The following is a 25,769-nucleotide window of genomic DNA, read 5'->3' as shown; positions in this document are numbered from 1 at the left end:
CAGCCTAGCGGGCCGCCTCGACGAACGCATCGAAGAGCCGATTGTCCCCGCCGCGTTCGGGATGCCACTGGACGCCGACGCAGAACCGGTGGCCCTGGAGCTCGACGCCCTCGACGATCTGGTCGTCGGCCCAGGCCACCGCGAGCAGGCCGCTGCCCAGGCGGCGCACGGACTGGTGGTGCGGCGCGACCGCCTCGACGTGGTCGCCGACCGCCTTGCCGAGTTTGCTCGACACGCTCACCTGGATGTCGTGCACCGCGCCCGGCTCGCCGTGCCGCTCGTGGCCGAGCACCTCGGGCAGCCACGGGATCAGCGTGCCGCCCTGGGCGACGTTGAGGACGTGCAGGCCGCGGGCGATGGCCAGGATCGGCAGGCCGGCCCGGACGGCGGCCCCGGCCAGGGCCAGCTCGTACCGGTCGCGGTGGGGCTGCGGCTCGGGCGCGCGCTCGTCGGGCTCGCCGCCGTAGGCCGCGGCGCCGAGGCCGGCGCCGCCGGCCAGCAGGACGCCGGACAGGCCGCCGACGTGGTCGGCGGCGACATGGGGGTCGAGCGGCGGCAGCAGCACCGGCGCGCCGCCGGCCCGCTCGACCGCCTTGGCGTAGGACGGCGGTGACAGCACGGCCTCGCGCACCCAGTCGCCCCAGCGGGCGGCCTCCAGGTAGGCGGTGATGCCGATGAGCGGTCGGGACATGCGGATCTCCAGGGGCGGGTCAGGGCAGGCGGGAGGCCGTCCCGGCGGTCAGCCGGGCCTCGCCGGGCCGGGGTGGAGGACCGCCATGGCGGGATGCTACGCCTCCGCCGCCCGGCGGGAAACACCGGAATCCGAAAGACGAAAATTACTTTTATTCATTTTCTCCGCCGGAAAAGCCCATATCGCAATTGGGGTGAATCGGTTGTGACGCATCAGAGGTGGTGTAAGACTCATTTCCGAGCGCGCCGGATGTGCCGGGGCACACAGCGCGTTCACGACCCGGAGCCGTCAGGAGGTGGCCGACGCGGCCGGAATCGATTTTCCGGTCCAATGGGGTGGGGTTGAGTGCATGTCGTTGAATCCGCGACTGGTGAAGGAGAGCTTCTCACTCGTCGAGCCCGTGGCCGACAAGGCGACCGCGTACTTCTACGGGCGGCTGTTCGCCGCGAGCCCGCACCTGCGGGGAATGTTCCCGCCCGCGATGGACGTCCAGCGCGACCGGCTGTTCGGCGCGCTGACCCGGATCGTGTGGAGCCTGGACAGCCCGGACGGCCTGGCCGCCTACCTCGGCCAGCTCGGCAGGGACCATCGCAAGTACGGGGTGCTCGCCGAGCACTACACGGCCGTCGGCACCGCCCTGCTGGCCACGATCCGGCGCTTCGCCGCCGAGGTGTGGAACGACGAGATCGAGGCGGCGTGGGTGTCGGCGTACACGGCGGCGGCCAACCTGATGATCGAGTCGGCCGGGTCGCAGGCGGGCGTCTCGCCGGCCTGGTGGCCGGCCGAGGTCGTCGACCACGAGCTGCGCCGTCCGGACATCGCGGTGATCACGCTGCGGCCCGCGCAGCGGCTGCCGTACACGGCGGGCCAGTACGTCACCGTCCAGACCGCGCGCTGGCCGCGGGTGTGGCGCACGTTCTCCATCGCCAACGCGCCGCGCCCGGACGACACGGTCACGCTGCACGTGCGCTCGGTGCCGGGCGGCTGGGTGTCCACGGCGCTGACCAGGCACACCAGGATCGGCGACACGGTCATGCTCGGGCCGCCGATGGGCACGATGACGCCGTGCGAGCACAGCGCCCGCGACCTGCTGTGCGTGGCCGGCGGCACGGGGCTGGCCCCGCTGAAGGCGATCGTCGAGCACGTCATCGCCTCGGGCCGCCGGCCGCGGATCCACCTGCTGCACGGCGTGCGCACCGCCGACGAGCTGTACGACCTGCCCGACCTGCTGGCGATGCAGGCGTCCTTCCCGTGGCTGCAGGTGCTGCCGGTGGTCTCCGGGGACCCGTCCTACGCCGGGATGCGCGGCCACCTGCCGGAGGTGACCGGGCGCTTCCACTCCTGGCGCGAGCACGACGTGTACGTCTGCGGCCCGGGCGGCATGGTGGACGGCACCGTGCGCCGCCTGCAGGCCGACGGCGTGCCGCTTGCGCGCATCCACCGCGACGTCGTCCCCGGTGAACGCTAGGACTGAACGTCCCCGCTGGTCGTCAGGGGGCCGCCGGGTCGCGGCGGAAGGCGGCGGCGGTCTCCTCGTCGGCCGGCCAGAACGTCTCGATGGCCAGCTCCGAGACGGTCACGTCCATCGGCGTGCCGAAGGTGGCGATGGTGGTGAACATCGACAACACGCGGTCGCCGTCGGCGATGCGCAGCGGCAGCAGGATGTCGCCCGGTCCCGGCACGTGGGCCACGTTGAGGTTGACGCCGGGGTAGGTGTAGGCGGCCAGCTCGTCGTGCAGCTCGGCCAGGCGGCCGTCGGCCGACGCCTCGGCCTGCCTGCGGAGCTGGTGCAGCAGGTACGCGCGGACCTCGGCCAGGTTCAGCAGCCTGCCGCCCATCGCGTCGGGGTGCAGCGACAGCCGCATCACGTTGACCGGCTCGGCCAGCAGCTCGGCGGGCACGCCGGCCATGAACATGGCGGCCGCCGAGTTGGCCGCCACCAGGTTCCACGCCGCGTCCACGACCAGCGCCGGGTACGGCTCGTGCCCGGCCAGGATCTTGTCCAGCGCCTGGCGGACGACGGCCATCTCCGGGGCGCGCACCTCGCGTTCGGGGAAGACCGGCGCGAACCCGGCGGCGACCAGCAGCCGGTTGCGGTGGCGCAGCGGCACGTCGAGCTCCTCGGCCAGCCGCATCACCATCTCGCGGCTGGGCCGGGCGCGGCCGGTCTCCAGGAAGCTGACGTGCCGGGAGGAGACGTCGGCCTCGATGGCCAGGTCGAGCTGGCTCACCCGGCGCCGCTGCCGCCACGACCGCAACAAATCACCAAAAGTCTCTTCTTGTATCGCTAGTGCTCCCATGTCAGGAAATTTAGCGGGGAGAGGGAAGTATCACGATTACCTGCCGGGTAATGCCCGCACCGTCCCGGCCGTCCGCGGGCGGCCGGGCGGCAGGCGTGCGGCAAATCTCCCAGTCCTCGGCACCGCCGCCGCGCGCGTGGCACGATGGCGGCAAGCGAACATGGGAGCGATGCTATGAGTGACGCAGTCCTCGCGATCGGCACCCGCAAGGGCCTGTTCCTCGCCCGTTCGGCGGGCGGCGGCCCGTTCGAGATCGAGCCGATCCGGTTCTCCACGGTCGCGGTGCCCTCGGTGGCCTTCGACACCCGGGGAGGCACACCCCGGTTGCTGGCCGGCATCGAGTACGGCCATTTCGGCCCGTCCGTGATGTACTCCGATGATCTCGGCGAGTCCTGGGGCGAGGCGCCCCAGCCGCCCATCGCCTTCCCCGACAAGACCGACGCGACGCTGGCCCGGGTGTGGCAGCTCACGCCCTCGCCGTCGGAGCCGGGCGTGGTGTGGGCCGGCGTGGAGCCGGCCGCGCTGTTCCGCTCGGAGGACAACGGCGTGACCTACCGGCTGGTCGAGGGCCTGTGGGACCATCCCCACCGGCCGCGGTGGCAGCCGGGCGGCGGCGGGCTGTGCCTGCACACGATCGTCCCCCATCCCACCGACCCCGAGGTCATGGGCATCGCGGTCTCGGCGGCCGGCTTCTACCGCACCCGCGACGGCGGCATGTCGTGGGAGGCCGCCAACCAGGGCATCCGGGCGCCGTTCCTGCCCGAAGGGCAGCAGTATCCCGAGTTCGGGCAGTGCGTGCACAAGGTCTGCCTCGACCCCGCCCGGCCCGACCGGCTCTATCTCCAGCACCACTTCGGCGTCTACCGCAGCGACGACTTCGGCGGCAGCTGGCACGACATCGGCTCCGCGCTGCCCTCCGACTTCGGCTTCCCCATCGTGGTCCACCCCACCCGCCCCGACACGATCTTCGTGCTGCCGCTGACGGCCGACGTCGACCGCACCCCGGTCGGCCACCGCTACCGGGTCTGCCGCAGCCAGGACGCCGGCGCCACCTGGCAGGAGCTGGGCGAGGGCCTGCCCGAGGGGCCCGTGCACGCCACCGTGCTGCGCGACGCGATGACCGCCTCCCCCGCCGGGCTGTTCTTCGGCACCCGCGACGGCGAGGTCTACTGCTCGCGCGACGACGGCGAGAGCTGGTCGCAGGTCGCCCGCCACCTGCCCGACGTGCTGAGCGTGCGCGCGGCGGTGCTCTGACCGATGGCCAGGTCATTCACCAAGCCCGTGACGATGGTCGTGTTCGTGCTGCCCAGCTCGCTGCGGCGGTGGGTGAGCGGGCGCACCGAGGTGAAGGTGTTCGCGGTCGGCGCCGACCGCGACTCCCCGCCCACGCTCGGCTCGGCGCTCGACATGCTGCGCCGCACCCATCCGCTGCTGGAGGAGCGGCTGCGCGACGACTACGGCCGCATCCGCCGGCACATCAGCATGATCGTGTGCGGGGAGAACGCCCGCGGGCTCGGCGGCCTGGACTGCGCCCTGCCGCCGGGCGCCGAGGTCTACGTGCTGCCCGCGCTCGCCTGACGCCTCAGACCTTGCGCCAGCCCGGCACCCAGGCCCCGTCCTCGACGACGTAGTCGCCGAACAGGGCGGGCGCCTCCTTGCGCATGAGCTCGCCGATGCGCTGGAAGAGCAGGCGGATCTCCTCCTCCGCGCCGACGGCGGTGCGGGCCTCGATCGTGTGCCGCAGCGTGCGCACGTTGGCCGTCCAGACCAGGCCGGTGGCCAGGCCCTCGGGGGCGAAGCGGCGCATGAACGACGTGCGGTGCTTCTTCTCCGAGAACGGCACGCCCTCCTCGTCGAGCCCGAAGTGGCCGGCCATCCAGAGCTGGAACTGCTCCAGCTGCTCCAGCACGGCCGTGGCCCGCTTCATCAGCTCGGGGTCCTGCTGGGCCCACTCGGGGAACCAGAACGGCAGCTCGTCGAGCCGGACGAAGCGCAGCGACTCCTGGGAGATGGCCACGCCGGGCCGGTGGCGCACCAGCTCGTGCGTCAGGACGCGGCTGACGTTGTGCAGCACGAAGCTGAAGCTGACGTGTTCGAGGACCGAGCCGTGCGCGCTGGCCAGGATGTTGCGCAGGTAGTCGTCCTGGTTCTCCCTGATGCGCACCACGTTGGGGTTGAGGCCCGGCTCGAAGGAGCGGTAGCAAAGGCGGCCGGCGAACTCGGCGAGGTTCTGGGCGTCGAGGTCGCCGCGGTCGAGCCGCTCCAGCCAGCTCTCGCCGCCGACCTCGGCGAGGTAACGACCGAGCTCGTCGTAGTCAAGCTCAGGACGGGCGACGATGAAGACCTCGGGTTCGACACTGCGCATAAGGGAGCCCCCCGCTCGGGTTCTGTGGTTTGTGACGGGCTCAAGCAAACCAGCTCGCGGGGCTGCGCGCGACTCGGCGCCCGCCGTCCTTTCCGGAGGCACGGCGGGCGCCGGGCGGACGCCCTTGCCAGGTCAGCAGCGGTGCGCGGGCCTGTCGCGGGTCACCAGGTCGGTGTCGCCGGCGGTCCCGTCCAGCCACAGGACGCGGCCCGCCGCGCCGGCGGCGAACAGCGCCTGCTCCCCGCGGTTGCAGGAGTAGCGCTCAAGGGCCCCGCCGGTGACCGGAACCTGGTAGATCTTGGTCAGGTTCGCGTTCTCCAGCGTGGTCCCGTCCGGCTGCACGCCGACGGTCACCCGCGACTCGCTCGCGTCGAGCCAGGTGGCGTACGGCGCCTGCGGCCCGTCCGGCACGACCGGCGTCTGGCCGGTGCCGTCCAGGGCGGCCCGCATGACGCCCATGCGGCCGTCGCGGTCGGCGTCGTAGAGCCAGACGACGTGCCCGGCGGTCAGCGCCGGGCGGATCGACAGCGACGGGATCGCGCCGGCCGGCGGCACCTCGGGCACCACGACCTCCTTGCCGGTCGCCAGGTCGTGCAGGACGGGCGTGCTGTGACTGGCGCCGGAGACGAAGCTCACCCGCACGTAGACCAGCCGGCCGCCGGTGACCGAGGGCATGTACCCGGCCACGCCCTTGTCGGCGGTGAGGTTGACCGGGGCGGCGTTCCCGCGCTTGAGCCACAGCTCGACCTCGCCGGTCGCGGGGTCCTCGCCGGACCAGGCCACGACGTCGCCCGAGACCGCGGCGGCGTAGACGTAGCCGGTGGTCTCGTGCAGCACGGTGGACGGCGCCGAGGCGTCGAGCGGCCGGGAGCGGACCTGGAAGCGGCCCGACTCGGGGTCGAGGGCGACCCACACCGCGCGCCTGCCGTCGGTGGCCGGCGTCCAGTCCCAGCGGCCGTCGTCGGAGACGGTGGTCGCGGGGCCGCCGCTCACGCGTCCGGTCCTGATGACGGTGGGGCCGTTCGCGTCGGGGGTGCTGTCGGTGACGGCGTACCGGTCACCGGCCAGGGCGGGCGGGTCGAGGGAGTCGGTGAGGCCGTCCAGGACGACGCGGCTGTCGGTGCGGATCAGCCGCTCCCAGCCGGGCCTGATGCCGTGCCGCTCGAAGGCCGCCGCGATCGCCAGCCGGTCGCGCCCCGACAGCCCGGCGGCGCGGGCGGCCGACTCGACGGCGCGGCGGCCGTCGGCGAAGTCGTCGAGCGGGGTCATGTACTCGGTCAGCGCCTTGTAGACGACCTTGTCGAAGCCGGCGCCGAGCTGCTCCCTGACGTCCCACAGGGCGCCGGAGAAGATCGTGGAGTTGAGGTGCACGCCGCCGGCGTCGATCGCGGTGGTGACGCCGAGGTAGTCCTTGGCGGCGTTGCGGTCGTCGTCGAGGTCGCGGGTGGCGCACTGGGCGGGCGGCAGGCTCTTGCACAGGTCCTCGCCGAGCAGGCTGGCGTCGGGGTCGCTCATCGGGATGCCGAGCGCGCCGGTCTGGATGGCGTTGCCGAAGTAGTCGGCCAGGCCCTCGTTCATCGCGCCCGACTGGCCCTGGTAGACCAGGTCGGCGCTGTGGGTGATGACGCCGTGGGTCATCTCGTGGCCGACGACGTCGAGGCTGGCGGCGAAGGAGTGCAGGTCGGCGCCGCCGCCGCCGTAGACCATCTTGGTGCCGTCCCAGAAGGCGTTCTCGAAAGGGGTGCCGTAGTAGGTGACGTTGACGACCGAGTACATCGTGCCGCCCTTGCCGTCGAGCCCGTCGCGGCCGAGCCCCTTGTAGTACTCGTAGACCTTGCCCGCGCCCCACTGGGCGTCCACGGCGCCGCTCTCGGTGTGCTCGGGGCCGAAGGCGGGCGTGGGCGACTTGGCGAGCTCGGTGCCGGCCGGCACGCCGGGTTCGAGGAACTGCTGCACGTCGGCGCCGGCGGCGTCGTAGGTGAGGATCTCGCCGGTGGTGCCGTTCCACATCGGGCGGGCGCGGTCGCGCAGCTCGTACGCGCCGTCGGCCCGCTGGTAGACGTTGAGCGGGACGGTCTTGCCGTGCGCGGTCTGCCCGCTGCCGGTCGCCGGGCCCTCCATGCGCAGCCGGTCCAGGGCGAACAGCGGCCGGCCGGAGTGGGCGTCCACGTAGGCGTCCAGCAGGACGGGCCGCTTCCTGGCCGCGTCTGCGCCGGTCAGGGTGACGTGCCAGGCCAGCACGCCCTTGCCGCGCGGCAGCACGACGAGCTCACCGGGCGTGGCCTTGACCGTGGCGCGGACCTGGTCGTCCCGGACGAGGCGGGCGCGGGCCAGCCGGGCCGCCAGCGCGGGGGTGACCGTGGGCGTGGTGTTCACGTCGAGGTCGGTGAGGAAGCGGCCGCCGGCGCCGGTGACCTCGCGCTTCGCGCCGTCCTTGCGGAAGCGGACCAGGTACTGGGCGCCGAAGACGGGCAGGTTCCGGTACCGCTGGGCGAACCTGACGGTCTCGTCCTGGCCGTTCACGACCGTGCGCAGCGGCACCAGGTCGGCGGGGTCGAGGTGGTAGCGCGGGTCGGCCAGGTGAGCCTTGGCCGCGGCTACGGGGTCCGCTGCGGCGGCGGGCTCGGCCAGCCCGCTCACCTCGGCGGGAGCCCGGGTGCCGGGCCGGGACTCCACCTGCGGCTGCGGCGGGTCGTCGGCCGCCGCGACACCGGGAACGGCCAGCGCGAGTGACAGGGCTGCGGCCGTGAGGACGAAGGGACGCCAGGACACGACACCTCCAGGTGTGGCGTAGGGGTTCTGGCGTCCACGATCATCACAGCAATATTGACAAATAGACAAATCACAATTTGATTACCGGAAATGCAAATTTCCGATTAGTCAGGGAAATGTCGCGGATTAATGGCATTCCGTTACGGCGACAACGCGCACCGCCGCCACCGGCGCGCATCCCCGCCACCGGCGCGCATCCCCGCCGCCAACGGGTGCCCGCCGGGCGGCCCGGAAGGCGCCGCGCGCCGCCAGCGGGCCTTGCCGGCAGACGCCGCCTGAGCCGCCACCGGCGGCGGGCGGACGTCAGAGGCGGTACACGCGGCGGGCGGGCGTCAGAGGCGGTACACGCGGCGGGCGTTGCCCGAGCCGATCATGTGGGCGATCCTGGCCGCGTCGGCCGGGCTCCACTCCCCCGCCTCCAGCCTGGCCAGCAGGGCCGCGCCCAGCGCCTGCCGGTGGTACAGGGCGCCGAGGTAGCCGGTCTCGGCCACGCCCCGGCAGCCGGAGCTGAACAGCTGCTTGTGGAACGGCGCCAGCTCCAGCAGCTCGTCCATCACGCGGGCCGAGGCGGCGGCGGTGTGCGGCAGGGCCGGGCCGACGTCGACGTAGACGTGCGGGTAGACGCCCGCCAGGTAGGCGGCGGTGCGGTGGTAGGGGTAGCAGTGGAGCAGGATGACCGGCACGCCGAGGGGCTGCAACGCGTCCATGAGGGCGCTGAGCCTGGCCGGGTCCGTACGGTGCAGGTCGGGGCCGCGCCCGCCGAACCCGGCCTGGAACTGCACCGGCAGCCCCCGCTCGCGGGCCACGTCGATCGCGCTCCACAGCAGGTGGCGCAGCAGCACCGGGTCGGTCAGCGGCCGTTTGGGGTCGGCCAGGCGGCGGTTGGCGCCGGCGATGACCGAGCCGGTGCTCGGCCTGGCCGGGTCGAAGTCGAGCCCGCAGCGGCCCGCGATGACCGTCTTGAGCCCGACCGCCCTGGCGGCCCTGGCCGACAGCTCGTCGGCCAGGCCGTCGAGGTAGTCGACGGCGAGCTGCGCCGACTCGGCGACGTCCTGCTCGATCTGCTCGATCCGGACGATCTCGTCGGCGGCGGCTCCGCCGTGGCGGCCCATCTCGGCCGCCGACAGCAGGTCGATGTCCTCGTCCCCGGTGTCCACCAGGAACGCCACCACCCCCGCCCCGGCCAGCAGGCGCCGGTTGACCTCGCCCGCGCCCAGCTCGGCCCGCCGGGCGAGGTAGACGGCCGGGGGCGCGTGCGGCTCCAGGTCGAGCAGCGGGGCGCACCAGCGGCGCAGGCTCATGCCGAACGGCGAGTCGAAATGCGTGGTGCCGGGCGGGGCCGGGGCGCCGCCGGCGTTGATCAGCGGCTCGAACTGGGCCCGGGTCAGGTCGTCCCGGCGAACCCCGTGACAGTGGTGGTCGACGAGCGGGGCGAGCAGCGCGTCACGCACCGTGTCGGGCAGGGCTACGGGGAGCATGCGGAGACTCTAGGGGAGCCCCGCACGCCCCCGCGGACGTTTTGCCCTACGACAGGAACACCCTGCCCCTTCCCAGACGAAACCGGCCCGGGTCAGCGCCGGGTGAGGCGCAGCACGTTCGCGATGATCTTCGCGCCCGCGCCGCCCTCCTGGGTGAGGATCGACTCGGGGTGGAACTGCACGGCGAAGCGCCGCCGCTCGACGTCCTCGATGGCCATGACGTTGCCGTCGGGCGTGAGCGCGGTCGGGGTGAAGCCGACCACGCCGGGCCGCTTGGCGTGCAGCGAGTGGTAGCGGGCCGCGGTGAACTCCTCGGGCAGCCCCTCCAGCAGCGCGCTGTCGCCCAGGCGGCTGACCTGGCCGCGCTTGCCGTGCTCGGGGTAGTCGAGCAGCTCCAGCGAGCCGCCGGCGTGCTCGACCATGGCCTGCAGGCCCAGGCACACGCCGAAGACGGGCAGGTCGCGGGCGTAGATCTCGTCGATGAGCGCGGCCATGCCGAAGTCGGACGGCCAGCCGGGGCCGGGCGAGAGCACGACCAGGTCGGGCGCGACGTCGTCGATGGTGTGGGCCGGGAAGCCGTGGCGCAGCGTCACCACGTCGGCCCCCTCCTGGCGGAAGTAGTCGGCCAGCGTGTTGACGAAGGAGTCCTCGTGGTCGACGAGCAGCACCTTCATGCCGGCCCCCGGCTGCTCCCTGACCACGGCGGGCGGGACGGCGTCGGGCTGGTTGACCGAGGCCAGGGCGCCGAGCAGGGCGCTGGCCTTGAGCTCGGTCTCGCGCTCCTCGGCCTCGGGGTCGGAGTCGAACAGCAGGGTCGCCCCGGCCCGGACGGTGGCCACGCCGTTCTTGATCTGGGCGGTGCGCAGGGTCAGGCCGGTGTTCATGGAGCCGTCGAAGCCGATGAAGCCGATGGCGCCGCCGTACCAGCGGCGGGTGGTGGCCTCGTGGTCCTCGATGAACTGCATGGCCCACGTCTTGGGGGCGCCGGTGACGGTGACGGCCCACATGTGGGTGAGGAAGGCGTCGAGGGCGTCGAACTCGGGACGCAGGCGGCCCTCGATGTGGTCGACGGTGTGGATCAGGCGCGAGTAGAGCTCGATCTGGCGGCGGCCGATGACCTTGACCGTGCCGGGGACGCAGATGCGCGACTTGTCGTTGCGGTCGACGTCGGTGCACATGGTCAGCTCCGACTCCTCCTTGACGCTGCTCAGGAGGGTGCGGATGGCCTCGGCGTCCTCGACCGGGTTGCTGCCGCGGGCGATGGTGCCGGAGATGGGGCAGGTCTCGACGCGGTCGCCGTTGACCCGGACGTACATCTCGGGCGAGGCGCCCACGAGGTGCTCGCCGTCGCCGAGGCTGATGATGAACTCGTACGGCGCCGGGTTGCTGTGGCGCAGGCCGCGGTAGAAGGCCGACGGGTCGGTGCAGACGGCGTGGAAGACCTGGCCGGGCACGACCTCGAACAGGTCGCCGCGCTTGAACCGCTCCTTGGCGGCGGCCACGACCTTGGCGTACTCGCCGCGCACCGGGTCCTTCGGCAGCTCGCCGGGCACGACCTGCGGGACGGAGCTGCCGGTGCGCTCCAGGCCGCGGGTGGTGGCGCCGTCGACGGTGAACTCGTAGCGGTACTCGACGCTGGTCTCGCGCTGGCGGTCGATGACGACGATCCGGTCGGGCAGGTGGAGCACCAGGTCGCGCTGGTCGTCGGGACGGGCCAGCTCCTGCCGGATGGGCTCGAACTGGAAGGCCAGGTCGTAGCCGAAGGAGCCGTAGAGGCCGAGGTGGGGGTCGTCGCCCGCGAAGGCGGCGATGACCTCGCGGATCGCGGTGAACACGGTGGGCCGGCGGCTGCGCATCTCCTCCGGCAGCAGGTCTTCGGACTCCGGGACGTGCACCTCGACGCGGTCGGGCGTCGGCTCGCTGACCGGCTTGCCCGCGGCGAGCAGGCAGGAGGCCACGGCGGGCAGCACGACCCTGCCGCGCTCGTTGAGCGCGGTCGCCGAGATGACCCGCCCCTTGGCGACCAGCTCCAGGCAGGGGTCGACGTAGCCGAAGGCCCATCGGCTGTAGCGGCCCGGGTAGTCCATGCCCGACGAGAAGGCGCCGCCGCGCCGCTCGCCGAGCGCGGTCACGATCTCTTCGAGCGCCTCTTCCGACACGTCGCGTGCCTCGCGCTCGACGCCGACGCCCCCGGCGGTGGTATATCCGCTGGTCTCCACTTGCTGCCCCTTACCACGTCACATCATGAGGCCCCGGGGGCGGACACGAGAAAGGCCGCCATCCGGGGCGGCCGTCCTTTGAGAGGAATGCGAAAACGCGCCGCCTAGGAGCGGCGCCACCACTGGATCTGAGGGCGATTTCGCATGCCCCCCAGGTTAACCGCCGGACCAAGATCGCGCAACGCGACACCCGTTCAGGCAGTGACAAAAGGCGGGCAATGGATCTAGCCTCGACGTCCATGGAACGGCCCTGGGCGTGGCGTCCGGTGACGGTGACCGCGGTCCTGACCGCCGGCGTGGCCCTCGCACTGAGCCCCTGGTACGGCTACCACCGCGACGAGCTGTACTTCCGTGTCCTGGCCGGCCACCCGGCCTGGGGGTACGTGGACCAGCCCCCGCTGACGCCCATGCTGGGCAAGGCGGCGCTCGGGCTGTTCGGCGACACGGTGACGGCGCTGCGGGTGTTCCCCGCGCTGGCCGCGGCGGTCGTGGTCGTGCTGGTGGCGCTGGTGGCGCGGGAGCTGGGCGGCGACCGGCTCGCCCAGACGATGGCCGCCGTGGGCGCGGCCACCGGGGCGTACACGCTGATCGCGGCGCACACGCTGCTGACGGTCAGCTTCGACCTGCCGCTGTGGACGGCGGCGATCCTGTTCGCGCTCCGGGCGCTGCTGCGCGAGCAGCCGCGCTGGTGGCTCGCGGCGGGCGCGGTGATCGGGCTGGCCACCTACAACAAGCACCTCATCGCGCTGCTGGTGCTGGGCCTGGCGGCGGGCCTGCTGATCGCCGGGCCGCGGCGGGCGCTGGGCAGCCCGTGGTTGTGGGGCGGCGCGCTGCTGGCCGCCGTGCTGGCCGCGCCGAACCTGGTCTACCAGGCCACGCACGGCTGGCCGCAGCTGTCGATGGCCGCCGCGCTCAGCGCTGACAAGGGCGCCGAGATGCGGGTGATGTTCGTGCCGATGCAGCTCACGCTGTTCGGGCCGGTGGTGTCGGTGATCGCGGCGCTGGGGTTCGTCCGGCTGTGGCGCGACCGGCGGGTGCGGGCGGTGGCGGTGGCCTATCCGGTGACGGCGGTGCTGACGCTGGTCAGCGGCGGGCGTTTCGACTACACCGCGGGACTGATCGTGGCGCTGTTCGCGGCCGGGTGCGTGAGCGTGTCGCGGGCGCGGGCCGGGCGGGTGCGCGCGGCGTGGGCGTTCCTCGCGGTCAACGCGGCGGCCTGCGCGGTGCTCGCGCTGCCGCTCGTGCCGGTCGGCGCGCTGGCCGCCACGCCGGTGCCGGCGATCAACGAGGTGGCCCGCGAGTCGGTCGGCTGGCCGCGCTTCGCCGCCGCCGTCGGCGGCGTGCTGCGGGCGCTGCCGCCGGACGAGCAGGCCCGCGCGGTGGTCGTGACGGGCAACTACGGCGAGTACGGCGCCCTCGGCCGGGCGGGCCTGACCCGGGTGTACTCCGGCCACAACCAGCTCTGGGCGTACGGCCCGCCGCCGGACGACGCGACCGTGGCGATCCTGGTGAACGCGGGCGGCCGGGCCCGCGCGCTGTTCGGCTCCTGCGAGCAGAAGGCCCGCGTGGACAACGGCGTGGACGTCGACAACGAGGAGCAGGGCATGCCGGTGTGGCTCTGCCGGGATCCCCTCCGGCCGTGGTCCGCCACCTGGCCGATGTGGCGACATTTCAGCTGACCACATTACATTTCGGGACTTATCCGAGCTTGTTAGGATCAGCGCCCTTGCTTTCCCGACAGGATCTCTTCACCCTTCTCGACAGAGGCGGAAAGATCACCTCTTCCTCACCGTCGTGAACGTCGTGAAGGAGAGCACGTGCGCAACACCCTCACCTGGCGTGCGATCCTGACCGGGATCGTCACCGCCGCCGCCCTGGCCGTCCCCCAGGCCCCGGCGCACGCGGCGCCCGATCCCGGCAAGATCTCCCAGACCGTCCAGGCCGAGCTGGACAAGGACGGCAAGGCCACCTTCTGGGTCCGGATGAAGGGCACCGCCGACCTCGGCGCCGCCCGCCGGGCCGCCACCAAACGGGCCAGGACGCAGCTGGTCTACCAGGCCAAGACCGAGCGGGCCAAGACCTCGCAGGCCGGGCTGGTCAAGCTGCTGGACGCCCAGAAGGCCGACTACACCTCGTACTGGATCGTCGACGCCGTACGGGTGACCGCGGACGCCAAGCTGGCGTCGGCGATCAGCGAGCTGCCGGAGGTGGACCGGATCGACCCGGTCACCGTCGTGGCGCTGCCCGAGCCCGTGACCGGCCGGGCCGAGCCCAGGGCCGGCGCGGTCGAGTGGAACGTCGACCGGATCGGCGCCCCGCGGGTGTGGAGCGAGCTGGGCGACCGGGGCGAGGGCATCGTGGTCGCCTCGATCGACTCCGGCGTCCAGTACGACCACCCCGACCTGGCCGCGAGCTACCGGGGCAGGAACCCCGACGGCTCCTACACCCACGACTACAGCTGGTTCGACCCGGCGCGCGTCTGCCCGTCGGCGGCGCCGTGCGACAACAACGGCCACGGCACGCACGTCATGGGCACGATGGCGGGCGCGAACGGCATCGGCGTGGCGCCCGGCGTGCGCTGGATCGCCGCCAAGGGCTGCGAGGTCAACACCTGCACGGACGCCTCGCTGCTGGCCGCCGGCCAGTGGGTGCTGGCCCCGACCGACCTGAACGGCGCCAACCCGCGTCCCGACCTCGCGCCGGACATCGTCAACAACTCCTGGGGCGGCAACGGGTTCGACCCCTGGTACGTCGAGACCGTCCAGGCGTGGGTGGCGGCGGGCATCTTCCCCGCCTTCGCCAACGGCAACGAGGGCCCGGCCTGCCGCACCAGCGGCTCGCCCGGCCAGTACGCGATCAGCTACAGCGCGGGCGGCTTCGACGTCAACAACGTGCTGTACAGCAGGTCGAGCAAGGGCGAGGGCCAGGACGGCGAGATCAAGCCGAACATCGCGGCCCCCGCGGTGAACGTGCGCTCCTCGGTCCCGGACGACGACTACGACTCCTACACCGGCACCTCGATGGCCTCGCCGCACGTGGCCGCCACGGTGGCGCTGATCTGGTCGGCCGCGCCCCGGCTCCAGGGCGACGTGGCCGCGACCCGGCCGCTGCTGGACGGCACGGCGATCGACGTGGCCGACACGAGCTGCGGCGGCACCGCGGCCGACAACAACGTCTGGGGCGAGGGCCGGCTGGACGCCTACGCCGCCGTCCAGGCCGCGCCGGACGAGGGGCTGGGCGAGCTGCGCGGCACGGTCACGGCGGCCGGCGAGCCGGTGCCGGGCGTGACGGTCAAGGTGACCGGTCCGCTGGCGCGCGCGGTCGTCACCGGGCAGGACGGCACGTACACGATCCCGCGCCTGCTGCCCGGCGAGTACGCGCTGACGGCGGAGAAGTTCGGCTACGACCGCGGCAGCGCCACGGCCACGGTGACCGCCGAGCAGGTCACGACCGGCGACGTGACGCTCCTCCGGCAGCCGTCCGGCACGCTGTCGGGCACGGTCAGCACGGCCGGCGTGCCCGAGCCGGGCGCGACCGTGGCCGCCGGCGGCACGCCGGTGAGCGCGGTCACCGACGCCTCCGGCCGGTACACGATGACGCTGCCGCGCGGGACGTACACGCTGACGGTCACCCCGGTCTCGCGCTGCTCCAGCGGCGCGAGCGCGCAGGTCACCGTGGACGGGGACGACGGGAGCACGGTGAGGGACGTGGAGCTGCCGCTGCGCGGCGACGGCTTCGGCTACACCTGCCGGGCGGCGGCGCAGCCGTACGTCGCCGGGACCGAGAAGCTCGCGCTCACCGGCGACGACGAGGCCGTGCAGGTGACGCTGCCGTTCGCGGTCCCGTTCTACGGCACGGGGCAGTCCAGGGCGTGGATCAGCACGAACGGGCTCGTCACCTTCGCCGCCGACCGGGTCACCACGGGCAGCAACACCCGCCTGCCGGGCACGGGCACGCCGAACAACGCGGTCTACCCGTACTGGGACGACCTGAAGGTGGACGCCGAGGCGGGCGTCTACACCGGCGTGGCAGGCACGGCCCCGCACCGCCAGTACGTCGTGGAGTGGCGCAACGTCACCTTCTACAGCGGGACCGGCGAGCGGGTGTCGTTCGCGGCGCTGCTGGGCGAGGACGGCTCGGTCTCCTTCCGGTACAAGGACGTCGAGAGCGAGCGCGAACAGGGCGCCAGCGCCACGGTCGGCATCGAGAACGCGGCCGGCACGGACGCGCTGCTCTACTCCTACGAGGAGGCCGCGCTGGCCACCGGCCGCGGCGTGACGTTCACCGCGAGCCGGCACGGCCTGGTGACCGGTGTGGTCACCGACGCCAACGACGGCGAGCCGCTGGCCGGGGCGTCGGTGAAGCTGGGCGACGTGGCCTCGTTCACGACCGGCGCGGACGGGTCGTTCTTCGGGCAGGTCCCGGCGGGCGACCACGACGTGGTGGTGGCCAAGGAGAACTACGGCACCTTCACCAAGCCGGTCACGGTCACGCCCGGCACGCTGACCAGGATCGACACCGCCCTGGTCACCGGCCGGGTGAGCGCCTCGGCCGCCGAGCTGACCGCGGTCATGCCCGCCGGGGCGACGAGGACGCGCACGCTGGAGCTGACGAACCTGGGCTCCCCCACCGCCTACACGGTGACGAGCGACGCCGACTGGGCGTCGGTCACGCCGCAGGCGGGCGAGCTGGCCAAGGGCCAGAAGGCGACGTTGCGGGTGACGCTCTCCGCCGCCGGGGTGACGCCCGGCGGGATGCGCACCGGCAAGCTGGTCGTCAAGTCGGCCAGCGGGCGGCAGCCGGCCATCGAGATCGAGGTGACCGTGGTGGTGCCCAAGTTCCAGGTGGCCGTCGACGCCGGCGGGTCGAAGGCGCTGACCGACGCCGACGGCGACGCCTGGGCGCCCGACCGCCGCTGGACCCAGGGCGGGTACGGCTACGTGGCGACCTCGACCAAGACGGCGAGCACGTCCAGGACCATCGCGGGCACCGCTGACCAGGCGCTGTTCCGGACGGCCAGGGAGGGCATGCTGGAGTACCGGTTCGACGGCGTGCCCGCCGGGACGTACACGGTGGAGCTGGACTTCGCCGAGGTGAAGAGCACGCAGATGGGCAAACGGGTCTTCGACGTGCTCGTCGAGGGCCAGCTCGCGATCCCGGCGCTGGACCTGGCGCTGGAGGCGGGCACGTACACGGCGGTGGCCAGGCAGTACACGGTGAAGGTGACCGACGGTCAGCTCAACGTGCGCTTCGCCGCCCGGCAGGGGGCCACGCTGGTCAACGGCGTGCGCGTCTCCGAGCGCCCGGACAAGGCGCTGCCCTGACCGTCCGGGGTCCCGCCGTTCCTGGTGCGGCGGGACCCCGGGCCGGGGCCGGGATCGGTGGCGAGCCTGGCATCGGATCGGGGCCGGGGTCAGCGGCCGGCGGTCGGCAGCGGGGCGAGGTCGGGGCGCTTGGGCGCGACGCCGTCGCCCGAGGAGCGCCGGTTGATGCGCCTGCCGATCCACGGGCCGAGGTAGGTCCTGGCCCAGCGCAGGTCCTCGCGGCGGGCGGCCGTCCAGACCGGCGGCCGTCTGGCCGGGTACGCCTCGCGCCAGTCCTCCGCCACCGGCACGCCGAGCACCTCGGCGGCCCGCAGCGCCACCCGGCGGTGGCCGTCGGGGCTGAGGTGCAGGCGGTCGGCGTTCCAGGCGCGCGGGTCGCGCAGGACCGGCATCGGCCACAGGTCCACCAGCAGCGCGTCGTAGCGGCGGGCGATGTCGTGGATGTGCAGGTTGTAGACCTCGATCTTGGAGTGGGCCAGCCGCATCACCGGCACGTGCCGCAGGTCGAAGCCGGTGAACATGAGCACCCGGCTGCCCGCCTCGGTGAGCGTCCTGACGCCCTCCTCCAGCCGCCTGGCCACGGACGCCGGTCCGCTGCCCGGCCGCAGGATGTCGTTGCCCCCGGCGCACAGCGAGACCAGGTCGGCGCCGAGCTCGACCGCCTTCGGCACCTGCTCCGACACGATCCGGTCGATCAGCCGGCCGCGGACGGCGAGGTTGGCGTACCGCAGTGCGGGCTCCCCGGCCTGGCGGCGGTCGGCGTCGATGTGCTCGGCCAGCCGGTCGGCCCAGCCGCGGAACCCGTGGTCGGCCGGGTCCTCAAGTCCTTCGGTGAAGCTGTCCCCTAGGGCGACATACGAGGTGATTCGTCCCATGACCGGATAGTTTGCCAAGGACCTTTCTCCCTACGCGACCGTAACCCCCGGCTACCACCCGTCCCGCCCGATCTGTTACTGGTTAGGACATGAGACGCGTGCGGCTGCGGCGGGACATCCCCGTCCCGATGCCCGACGGTGTGACGCTGCTGGCCGACCACTACGCCCCGGCTCATGGGCGGCCGGGTCCGGCGGTGCTGATCCGTTCGCCGTACGGCCGGCGCGGCCTGTTCGGCTGGATGTACGGCCGCGGCTTCGCCAGGAACGGCTTCCACGTGCTGATCCAGAGCTGCCGGGGCGGCTTCGGCTCCGGCGGCAGCCTCGACCCGCTCGGCGACGAGCACGACGACGGCCTGGCCACCATCGCCTGGCTGCGCGAACAGCCCTGGTACGGCGGCTCGTTCGCCATGTTCGGCCCCTCCTACCTCGGCTACGCCCAGTGGGCCGTCGCCGCCGAGGCCGGGCCCGAGCTCAAGGCCATGGCCACGCAGATCACCGCCTCCCAGTTCAGGGACGCCGCCTACGTGGGCGGCGCGTTCGCGCTGGAGTCGACGCTGAGCTGGACCACGCTCACCGACACCATGACGCGCCGCTTCGTCGGCGGGGCCGCGATGCTGACCGCCCCCAGGGTGACCCGCCGGGCCGTGTTGTCGGGGCGGCCGGTGGCCGAGCTGGACGTGGCCTCGGCGGGCCGGCCGCTGCGGTTCTTCCGCGACCTGCTGGCCCACCACGCCGACCCGGCCGTGCCGTACTGGCACAAGCGCGACTTCTCGCTCAAGGTCGGCGAGGTGGAGGCGGCGGTCACCATGCTCGGCGGCTGGTACGACGTCTTCCTGCCCTGGCAGCTCAAGGACTACGCGGCGATGCGGGCGGCCGGGCGGCGGCCGTACCTGACGATCGGGCCCTGGTACCACGTCGACTCCCGGCACGGGCGGCCCTCGAAGGCCGAGGCGCTGGCCTGGTTCCGCGCCCACCTCATGGACGATCCGTCCGGCCTGCGGACGGACCCGGTGCGGCTGTACGTCACCGGGGCCGGCGAGTGGCGCGACTACCCCGACTGGCCGGTGCCGGGCGTGCGGGAGCAGCGCTGGCACCTGCGGCCGGGCGGCGGGCTGGACCCGCGCGAGCCCGGGGAGGCCGGGTCCGACCGGTTCCGCTACCACCCCGCCCATCCGACGCCGGCGATCGGCGGCCCGGTGCTGCTGGCCGACTCCAGGCCGCGTGACCAGCGGCGCCTGGAGGCCCGGCGCGACGTGCTGGTCTACAGCTCCGCGGCGCTGGAGGCCGACGTGGAGATGATCGGCCCGGTGCACGCCGACGTCTACGTCCGGTCCAGCACGCCGCACGTGGACGTCGTGGTCCGGGTCTGCGACGTGCATCCCGACGGGCGCTCGCTCAACCTGTGCGAGGGGGTGCGCCGGCTGGGCCCGCACACCGCCGATGACGGGAACGATGACGGGAACGGCGAAGGGAACGGCGACGGTGTGCGCCGGGTCCGGGTGGAGTTGTGGCCGATCGGCCACCGGTTCCGCCGCGACCACCGGATCCGGGTGCACGTGGCGGCCGGCGCGTACCCGACGATCGCCCGCAACCCGGGCACCGGCGAGCCGGTGGGCGCGCCCGGCGGCCCGATGGTGCCGGCCGACGTCGAGGTGTTCCACTCCCCCGCCCGCCCCTCGGCCGTGGTGCTGCCGCTGTGCGCGCCGCGCGGCTGATGTCGCTGGTCCTGCTGTTGCAGGCCAGGGGCGGGATGACGGCGGCCGAGCTGGCCAGGGAGCTGGAGGTCTCCGAGCGCACGGTGCACCGCGACGTGCTGGCGCTGTCGGAGGCGGGCGTGCCGGTCTACGCCGACCGCGGGCGCGGCGGCGGCTACCGGCTGCTGGACGGCTACCGCACCCGGCTGACCGGCTTGGACCGGGCCGAGGCCGAGGCGCTGTTCCTGTCGGGGGTGCCCGCGGCGCTGCGCGAGATGGGGTTGCAGGAGGTCGCCGCGACGGCCCGGCTCAAGGCCGCCGCGGCGCTGTCGCCCTCGCTGCGCGACGCGCCCGCCACGGCCGCGCAGCGTTTCCACCTGGACGCGCCCGGCTGGTACGCCGCCGACACGCCGCCGCCCCCGGCGCTGGCCCCGCTGGCCAGGGCCGTCTGGAACGACCTGCCGGTCACGGTGGTCTACAAGGAGCGCACGCGGGAGCTGGAGCCGTACGGGCTGGTGCTGAAGGCGGGCGCCTGGTACCTCGTGGCCCGCCTGCGCGAGCGGTTCCTGATCTTCCGGGTGGACCGCGTGGGGGACGTCCGCGCGCGCGAGCCGCGTTTCGAGCGGGACGCGGACTTCGACCTGGCCGCGTTCTGGGCCGGGCAGGCGGCCGAGTTCAGCCGCTCCCTGCTCAGGGACGTGATCACGTTGCGGCTGACCCCGGCCGGCCGGCGCATGCTGCGGTACGTCGCCGACCCGGCCGCCCTGGACGACGCGCTGGCCTCGCTCCAGCCGGACGGGACCGTCCGGCTGGCCGTGGAGTCGACGCGGGTGGCCTTCACCCAGGTGCTGCGGTTCGGCCCGGAGGCCGAGGTGCTGGCGCCGGAGGAGCTGCGCGCCCAGGTCGCCGACGCCGCCGCCCGCATGGCCGAGCTCTACCGGCGCTGAGGGACGCCCGCGTGGCCCGGCTCCACCACGGGTGTCAGCGGTAGTCCTCCCAGCCGCCCTCGCCGCCCTTCTCCATGACCTCGGCGATGTAGCGCCACACCTGCGGCCGGCTGCCGTCCACGTCGGTGACGCCGTACGCCTCGGCCAGCTCGCCGCTGGTCACCGAGGACCCCGACCAGCGGCGCCGGTCGGGGTCCTGGGCGAGGGCGGCCACGCCGCGACCGGCGTAGGCGGGGGTCTCGGAGACCATCCACGCGCTGTCCGCCTTCGCCTCGCGCCAGTTCTCCTCGGTGACGCCGAAGCCGTCCAGCATCGCCTCCGAGCGCAGGAACCCGGGCGTGACGGCCACCGCCGTCCCGCCGTACGGGCGCAGCTCGTGGGACCAGGCGAAGGCCAGCCGGTTGACCGACAGCTTGGCCAGGTCGAAGTAGACGTTCTCGCGGTAGCGGGTCCGGTGGAACTCCCAGGTGCCGTCGGTGACCTCCACGACCAGGCCGCCCTCGTGCCGGATCAGCAGCGGCAGCAGGTGGCGGGCGCTGATGAGGTGGGTGTCGACGGCCAGCCTGAGCAGGCGCAGCCCGTCGTCCAGGTCCTGCTCCCAGACGGGGGTCTCCCACTTCCACAGGTGGTCGCCGCCCCACACGTCGTTGACCAGCACGTCCAGGCGGCCCTGTTCCCGTTCGACGCGGGCGGCCAGCCCGGCCACCGCCGCCGGGTCCAGGAAGTCGACGGGGACCGCGATGCCCGTCCCGCCGGCCGCGCTCACCAGCTCGGCGGTCTCCTCGATCGTCTCCGGACGGTTCATCTCCGAACGGCGCTCGCGCGTGCTCCGTCCGGCGCAGTAGACCGTCGCTCCGGCCGCCCCCAGGGCGACCGCCATTCCTCGTCCCGTTCCGCGGGTCGCGCCCGCCACCACAACAATCACGGGCACGATCGTGGCCCGAATACCCGCCACCTCCTGTCATGTTTTCCGCAGGAACGCTGTGATAAGTAGTTGATTACCATGAACAGCGAATTCGAGCTCCGCGGGGTCAACCACGTCGCGCTGGTCTGCTCGGACATGAAGCAGACCGTCGACTTCTACTCCGGCGTGCTGGGCATGCCGCTGATCAAGACGATCGAGCTGCCCCTGGGCTGGGGCCAGCACTTCTTCTTCGACTGCGGCGGCGGCAACGCGCTGGCCTTCTTCTGGTTCCCCGACGCGCCCGAGGGCGTGCCGGGGGTCTCGGCGCCGAAGAACCTGCCGGACCGGGGCGAGCTGCTGTCGGCGGTCGGCTCGATGAACCACATCGCCTTCGACGTGCCGCCCGAGCGCATCGAGGAGTACCGCGACCGGCTGGTGGCCAAGGGCATCGACGTGGGCGTGCTGCTCAACCACGACGACAGCGAGTTCGGCGTGGCGCCCGCGATGCACGAGGGCGTCTTCGTCCGGTCCATCTACTTCAAGGACCCCGACGGGATCCTGGTGGAGTTCGCCGCCTGGACGCGGCCGGTCGGGCAGCCGGGCGACGTCCGGCACGAGCCCAAGACGGCCGCCGACCGGACCGTCTGATGCCGCGCCTGCGGCGGGTGCCGCCCGAGGAGGTGACCGACCCCGTCGTCCGGTTCTTCCACGACCGGCTGCTGTCCCCCGACGGCACGGGGACCGCGACCGGCTCGCCGGGCGACTGGTGGACGGTCTTCGCCCTCGACCCCAAGATCTTCCGCCACTGCGTCAAGGGCTTCCAGATCTACCGGGAGTCACGGCTGGACCCGGTGCTGCGCGAGCTGGGGCAGACCAGGGCGGGCTGGGCGCGGCAGAGCCAGTTCGTCTACTCCCAGCACTGCAAGCAGCTCAGGGCGCTCGGCGTGCCCGAGGAGAAGGTGCGGGCGGTGGCCTCCTGGCAGGTCAGCGACCGGTTCGGCGAGCTGGAACGGGCGGTGCTGGCCTACACCGACGGCCTGGTGCTCGACGGCGGCCGGGTGCACGACGAGGTGTTCGCCGTGCTGCGCGCCCACCTGCCCGACGAGCAGATCCTGGAGCTGACCTACATCGTCTGCCTGTACGAGATGCACGCCACCATGGCGCGGGCGCTGCGGCTGGAGTTCGACGACCGCCCCGACCCGATCACCGAGGTGCCCGCCCCCGAGGGCTACGGGACGCGCGACATCGCCGACGAAGTGACCGTTCGTCGCGAGTAGCCGACCATTCGCCGATCGCCCGGTTCCGCGCGGCGCGGGAGCGACTTAACGTGCCGTTGGCGAGGGGTGGCTTTGGTCTCACATATTGAGATTTCATCTCGACATTTAGGCCAAACCGTAATGTTCCGGACATTGGGTTTAATACCACCGGAAAGCTAATCTCCCTCCATTGACGACATTGTCAGGAGCCGGTCAACACGCCGCTCCTGATCCCCCATTCGGAGGGCCGATGACTACCGGGGAATCCGGGCAGCCGCCGCGTACCGACCGCAGCCCGTGGAACTGGCTGCTGGTCGTGCCGATCGTGCTGCCGCTGCTGACGTTCCTGTTCAACTCCGACGAGCCGCGCCTGCTCGGCTTCCCGCTGTTCTACTGGCTGCAGCTCGCCTTCATCGTGGTCGGCGTCGGCTGCACCACGATCGTCTACAGGATGACCAAATGAGCGGGCACGTGACCGAACTGGTCGTCTTCGGGCTGCTGTTCATCCTGGTCAGCGGCATGGGCTTCGTGGCGGCCCGCTGGCGGCGGCCCACCGACCTGGCCAGCCTCAACGAGTGGGGCCTCGGCGGCCGCAGCTTCGGCTCCTGGGTCACCTGGTTCCTGGTCGGCGGCGACCTCTACACCGCCTACACGTTCGTGGCCGTGCCCGCGCTGGTGTTCAGCTCCGGCGCGCTCGGCTTCTACGCGCTGCCCTACACCGTGGTGGTCTACCCGCTGGTGTTCCTGGTGCTGGCGCGGATGTGGTCGGTCTCGCACGTGCACGGGTTCGTCACGCCCGCCGACTTCGTCCGGGCCCGGTTCGGGTCGCCGACGCTGGCGCTGCTGATCGCCATCACCGGGCTGGTGGCCACGATGCCGTACATCGCGCTGCAGCTCGTCGGCATCGAGGCGGTGCTGAAGTCGATGGGCATCACCGGGCACCTGCCGATCATCATCGCCTTCGCCATCCTGGCGGCCTACACCTACCAGTCCGGCCTGCGCGCGCCCGCGCTGATCGCCTTCGTCAAGGACGCGCTGATCTACATCGTGATCCTGGCCGCGGTCATCTACATCCCGGCCAAGCTGGGCGGCTGGGGCAACATCTTCGACATGGCGCAGGCCAAGTTCGACAAGACCCCCGCGCCGGGCGACGGCATCCTGCTCAACGGCGCCAACCAGCTCCAGTACGTCACGCTGGCCTTCGGCTCGGCCCTGGCGCTGTTCCTCTACCCGCACAGCCTCACCGGCGTGCTGGCCTCCAAGAACCGCAACGTCATCAAGCGCAACATGTCGGCGCTGCCCGCCTACAGCTTCGTGCTCGGCCTGATCGCGCTGCTGGGCTTCATGGCCATCGCGGCCGGCACCAAGCCGGTCGGCGGCGACCCCAACACGATCGTGCCGAACCTGTTCGACCAGCTCTTCCCCGACTGGTTCGCCGGCGTGGCGTTCGCGGCCATCGGCATCGGCGCGCTGGTGCCGGCGGCGATCATGTCGATCGCGGCGGCGAACCTGTTCACCCGCAACATCTACCGCGAGTACATCAACAAGCAGGCCACCGACGCCCAGGAGGCCAACGTCTCCAAGGTCGTCTCGCTGGTGGTCAAGGTGGGCGCGGTGCTGTGCATCCTGCTGCTCGACCCGCAGTTCTCGATCGACCTGCAGCTCATCGGCGGCGTGATCATCCTGCAGACGCTGCCGGCGGTGGCGCTCGGCCTGTACACCCGCTGGTTCCACAAGGGCGGCCTGATGGCCGGCTGGGCCGCGGGCCTGGCGGCGGGCATGTGGATGCTCTATCTCATCCCCAACCCGGCCAAGGGCAAGGAGCACTTCGGCGGGTCGGCCTTCAGCCTGTCGAACCTGGGCCTGGACACCAAGATGACCATCTACGCGGGCTTCCTCGCGCTGATCGTCAACCTGGTCGTGGCCGCGGTCGCCACGCTGATCTTCCGGGCGGCCAAGGTGGCCGACGGCGCGGACGCCACCCGGCGCGGCGACTACTTCGCCGACGAGGGCGACCCGGACGTCAAGGACCTGGACCTGGCCGGGTCCCACTGACGCTCACGGCCGCTGGAGGTAGCCGGGATCGGCCACCTCCAGCTTGGCCCGGACGGCCTGGACCAGAGCGGCGGTGAGCGCGTCGTCGCCGTCGAAGCGGCCCGCGCGGACGGCGGCGGCCAGCTCGGCGTCGTCGGCCACGCCCAGCGCCGCCAGCCGCGCGGCGTGCTCGGCGGCCTGGTCCCGGCCCAGCTCGATCTCCCGCTCGACCATGGCGAGCACGTTGATCGCCACCCGCGTGTGGAAGCGCACCCGCCCCTCGACCGCGGGCAGCACGTCGTCCCGCAGGAACCCGCGGACGGCCGCGACGAGCTGCGCGGCGGTGGGCACGTCATGGGGCTGCGCCATCGGCGGCACTCCCGTCACCTCGGCTCCGGAGCCGTACGCCCGCGCACGGCCAGTCGTGAGCCCAGGCATAAGGATCATCGCCCTGCCTGTCAAGGCCCCCGCCCACGGATGACCTTTCTCCACCCCCGGGACGACAGACCTCCGCCCACGATCGGCGTGTCTCTACCGAGCCGCCCGTACCGGCGGTGGCGGCCCCCCGCGCGACGATGACACGCTTCCCGAGCGGCCCGGCCCTCCGGGGTCACGCGGACGGCCCGGACGGCTGGGAAAGTCGCCCGGCGCAGCTCCCGGCCCCCGGCTTCCCGGGCCGCTCAGCCGCAGTCAACCCGAGGGAGCGCAGCATGAACGACGACGTACGCGTCAAGGCCTGCCGCATCAACGACCACGTGGAGCTCATCCACGACTCCTCCCCGGACGTCGTCCTGGAGATCCCGCGCCGCGACTGGCAGCACTTCCTGGAGGCGGTCAGGTCGGGCGCGTTCGAGCTGGAGGTCCTGCCCCGCAAGGCCGAGGAGAACGCGGCCTGACCCCGTCCCCTCCG

The 25,769-nt window shown here is 72.7% G+C and carries 21 protein-coding genes; 12 read left to right on the top strand and 9 right to left on the bottom strand.

Going from position 1 to position 25,769, the window contains the following annotated elements:
- Positions 1 to 4: 4 nt before the first annotated feature.
- Positions 5 to 691 (bottom strand): gamma-glutamyl-gamma-aminobutyrate hydrolase family protein, encoded by a 687-nt coding sequence (locus ACWEJ6_RS41680; RefSeq protein WP_452431115.1) that lies wholly within the window; start codon positions 689 to 691, stop codon positions 5 to 7.
- 349 nt (positions 692 to 1,040) lie between these two features.
- Here ACWEJ6_RS41680 and ACWEJ6_RS41675 point away from each other — a divergent pair, with 349 nt between their 5' ends.
- Positions 1,041 to 2,159 (top strand): globin domain-containing protein, encoded by a 1,119-nt coding sequence (locus tag ACWEJ6_RS41675; RefSeq protein ID WP_452431114.1) that lies wholly within the window; start codon positions 1,041 to 1,043, stop codon positions 2,157 to 2,159.
- Between the two features lie 22 nt (positions 2,160 to 2,181).
- Here the strand turns inward: ACWEJ6_RS41675 and ACWEJ6_RS41670 are convergent, their stop codons facing one another.
- Positions 2,182 to 2,991: a helix-turn-helix domain-containing protein gene (locus tag ACWEJ6_RS41670; protein ID WP_452431113.1), complete on the bottom strand. Its 810-nt coding sequence runs from the start codon at positions 2,989 to 2,991 to the stop codon at positions 2,182 to 2,184.
- A gap of 174 nt (positions 2,992 to 3,165) precedes the next feature.
- On the opposite strand from ACWEJ6_RS41670, the gene ACWEJ6_RS41665 reads away from it, so the two are divergent.
- Together ACWEJ6_RS41665 and ACWEJ6_RS41660 are read left to right on the top strand one after the other, a co-directional pair.
- Complete coding sequence (locus ACWEJ6_RS41665) at positions 3,166 to 4,245, top strand: WD40/YVTN/BNR-like repeat-containing protein (RefSeq protein ID WP_452431112.1); 1,080 nt, start codon at positions 3,166 to 3,168, stop codon at positions 4,243 to 4,245.
- A gap of 3 nt (positions 4,246 to 4,248) precedes the next feature.
- Positions 4,249 to 4,569 (top strand): ubiquitin family protein, encoded by a 321-nt coding sequence (locus tag ACWEJ6_RS41660; protein ID WP_352330107.1) that lies wholly within the window; start codon positions 4,249 to 4,251, stop codon positions 4,567 to 4,569.
- A gap of 4 nt (positions 4,570 to 4,573) precedes the next feature.
- Here the strand turns inward: ACWEJ6_RS41660 and thyX are convergent, their stop codons facing one another.
- The 4 genes from thyX to ACWEJ6_RS41640 all read right to left on the bottom strand — a co-directional run bounded on the left by thyX (position 4,574) and on the right by ACWEJ6_RS41640 (position 11,825).
- A complete protein-coding gene (gene thyX / locus ACWEJ6_RS41655) occupies positions 4,574 to 5,356 on the bottom strand; it encodes an FAD-dependent thymidylate synthase (protein ID WP_352330108.1) in 783 nt (260 codons plus the stop codon).
- Positions 5,357 to 5,488: 132 nt separating this feature from the next.
- A complete protein-coding gene (locus ACWEJ6_RS41650; protein WP_452431111.1) occupies positions 5,489 to 8,128 on the bottom strand; it encodes a M4 family metallopeptidase in 2,640 nt (879 codons plus the stop codon).
- Between the two features lie 332 nt (positions 8,129 to 8,460).
- On the bottom strand, positions 8,461 to 9,606 hold the full coding sequence (locus ACWEJ6_RS41645; protein WP_387675505.1) for an amidohydrolase family protein: 1,146 nt from the start codon (positions 9,604 to 9,606) through the stop codon (positions 8,461 to 8,463).
- Positions 9,607 to 9,698: 92 nt separating this feature from the next.
- Positions 9,699 to 11,825: an anthranilate synthase component I gene (locus ACWEJ6_RS41640; RefSeq protein ID WP_358286490.1), complete on the bottom strand. Its 2,127-nt coding sequence runs from the start codon at positions 11,823 to 11,825 to the stop codon at positions 9,699 to 9,701.
- A 239-nt stretch (positions 11,826 to 12,064) separates the two neighbouring features.
- On the opposite strand from ACWEJ6_RS41640, the gene ACWEJ6_RS41635 reads away from it, so the two are divergent.
- Entirely contained in the window at positions 12,065 to 13,504 is a 1,440-nt protein-coding gene (locus ACWEJ6_RS41635; protein WP_452431110.1) for a glycosyltransferase family 39 protein, read from the top strand.
- 138 nt (positions 13,505 to 13,642) lie between these two features.
- Complete coding sequence (locus ACWEJ6_RS41630) at positions 13,643 to 17,149, top strand: S8 family serine peptidase (RefSeq protein WP_452431109.1); 3,507 nt, start codon at positions 13,643 to 13,645, stop codon at positions 17,147 to 17,149.
- A gap of 89 nt (positions 17,150 to 17,238) precedes the next feature.
- Here the strand turns inward: ACWEJ6_RS41630 and ACWEJ6_RS41625 are convergent, their stop codons facing one another.
- Positions 17,239 to 18,024, bottom strand: a complete 786-nt coding sequence (locus ACWEJ6_RS41625; protein ID WP_452431108.1) for an SGNH/GDSL hydrolase family protein — start codon at positions 18,022 to 18,024, stop codon at positions 17,239 to 17,241.
- Between the two features lie 89 nt (positions 18,025 to 18,113).
- Here ACWEJ6_RS41625 and ACWEJ6_RS41620 point away from each other — a divergent pair, with 89 nt between their 5' ends.
- Positions 18,114 to 19,739: a CocE/NonD family hydrolase gene (locus ACWEJ6_RS41620; protein WP_452431107.1), complete on the top strand. Its 1,626-nt coding sequence runs from the start codon at positions 18,114 to 18,116 to the stop codon at positions 19,737 to 19,739.
- Positions 19,721 to 20,665, top strand: a complete 945-nt coding sequence (locus ACWEJ6_RS41615) for a helix-turn-helix transcriptional regulator (RefSeq protein WP_452431106.1) — start codon at positions 19,721 to 19,723, stop codon at positions 20,663 to 20,665. The genes ACWEJ6_RS41620 and ACWEJ6_RS41615 overlap by 19 nt, the downstream gene beginning before the upstream one ends.
- Before the next feature lie 34 nt (positions 20,666 to 20,699).
- On the opposite strand, the gene ACWEJ6_RS41610 is transcribed toward ACWEJ6_RS41615, so the two are convergent.
- Complete coding sequence (locus tag ACWEJ6_RS41610; protein WP_387675519.1) at positions 20,700 to 21,590, bottom strand: SDR family oxidoreductase; 891 nt, start codon at positions 21,588 to 21,590, stop codon at positions 20,700 to 20,702.
- A 78-nt stretch (positions 21,591 to 21,668) separates the two neighbouring features.
- Between ACWEJ6_RS41610 and ACWEJ6_RS41605 the strand changes: the two genes are divergently transcribed.
- From ACWEJ6_RS41605 to mctP, 4 genes are all read left to right on the top strand, one after another.
- Entirely contained in the window at positions 21,669 to 22,217 is a 549-nt protein-coding gene (locus ACWEJ6_RS41605) for a VOC family protein (protein WP_452431105.1), read from the top strand.
- On the top strand, positions 22,217 to 22,846 hold the full coding sequence (locus tag ACWEJ6_RS41600) for a carboxymuconolactone decarboxylase family protein (protein WP_387675525.1): 630 nt from the start codon (positions 22,217 to 22,219) through the stop codon (positions 22,844 to 22,846). Before ACWEJ6_RS41605 ends, ACWEJ6_RS41600 begins: the two co-directional genes overlap by 1 nt.
- Positions 22,847 to 23,075: 229 nt before the next feature.
- Positions 23,076 to 23,288: a DUF3311 domain-containing protein gene (locus tag ACWEJ6_RS41595; RefSeq protein WP_352329975.1), complete on the top strand. Its 213-nt coding sequence runs from the start codon at positions 23,076 to 23,078 to the stop codon at positions 23,286 to 23,288.
- The gene (gene mctP / locus ACWEJ6_RS41590; RefSeq protein ID WP_452431104.1) at positions 23,285 to 24,880 is read left to right on the top strand and encodes a monocarboxylate uptake permease MctP; all 1,596 of its coding nucleotides are present in this window, start codon (positions 23,285 to 23,287) and stop codon (positions 24,878 to 24,880) included. The genes ACWEJ6_RS41595 and mctP overlap by 4 nt, the downstream gene beginning before the upstream one ends.
- Before the next feature lie 3 nt (positions 24,881 to 24,883).
- Here mctP and ACWEJ6_RS41585 read toward each other — a convergent pair whose 3' ends face one another.
- Entirely contained in the window at positions 24,884 to 25,228 is a 345-nt protein-coding gene (locus ACWEJ6_RS41585; RefSeq protein ID WP_452431103.1) for a DUF6285 domain-containing protein, read from the bottom strand.
- A gap of 341 nt (positions 25,229 to 25,569) precedes the next feature.
- On the opposite strand from ACWEJ6_RS41585, the gene ACWEJ6_RS41580 reads away from it, so the two are divergent.
- A complete protein-coding gene (locus ACWEJ6_RS41580; RefSeq protein ID WP_352350903.1) occupies positions 25,570 to 25,755 on the top strand; it encodes a hypothetical protein in 186 nt (61 codons plus the stop codon).
- The last annotated feature ends 14 nt before the right edge of the window (positions 25,756 to 25,769 follow it).

The organism is Nonomuraea sp. NPDC004702 (assembly GCF_053601695.1).
This window is presented reverse-complemented; position numbering and strand designations above follow the sequence as displayed.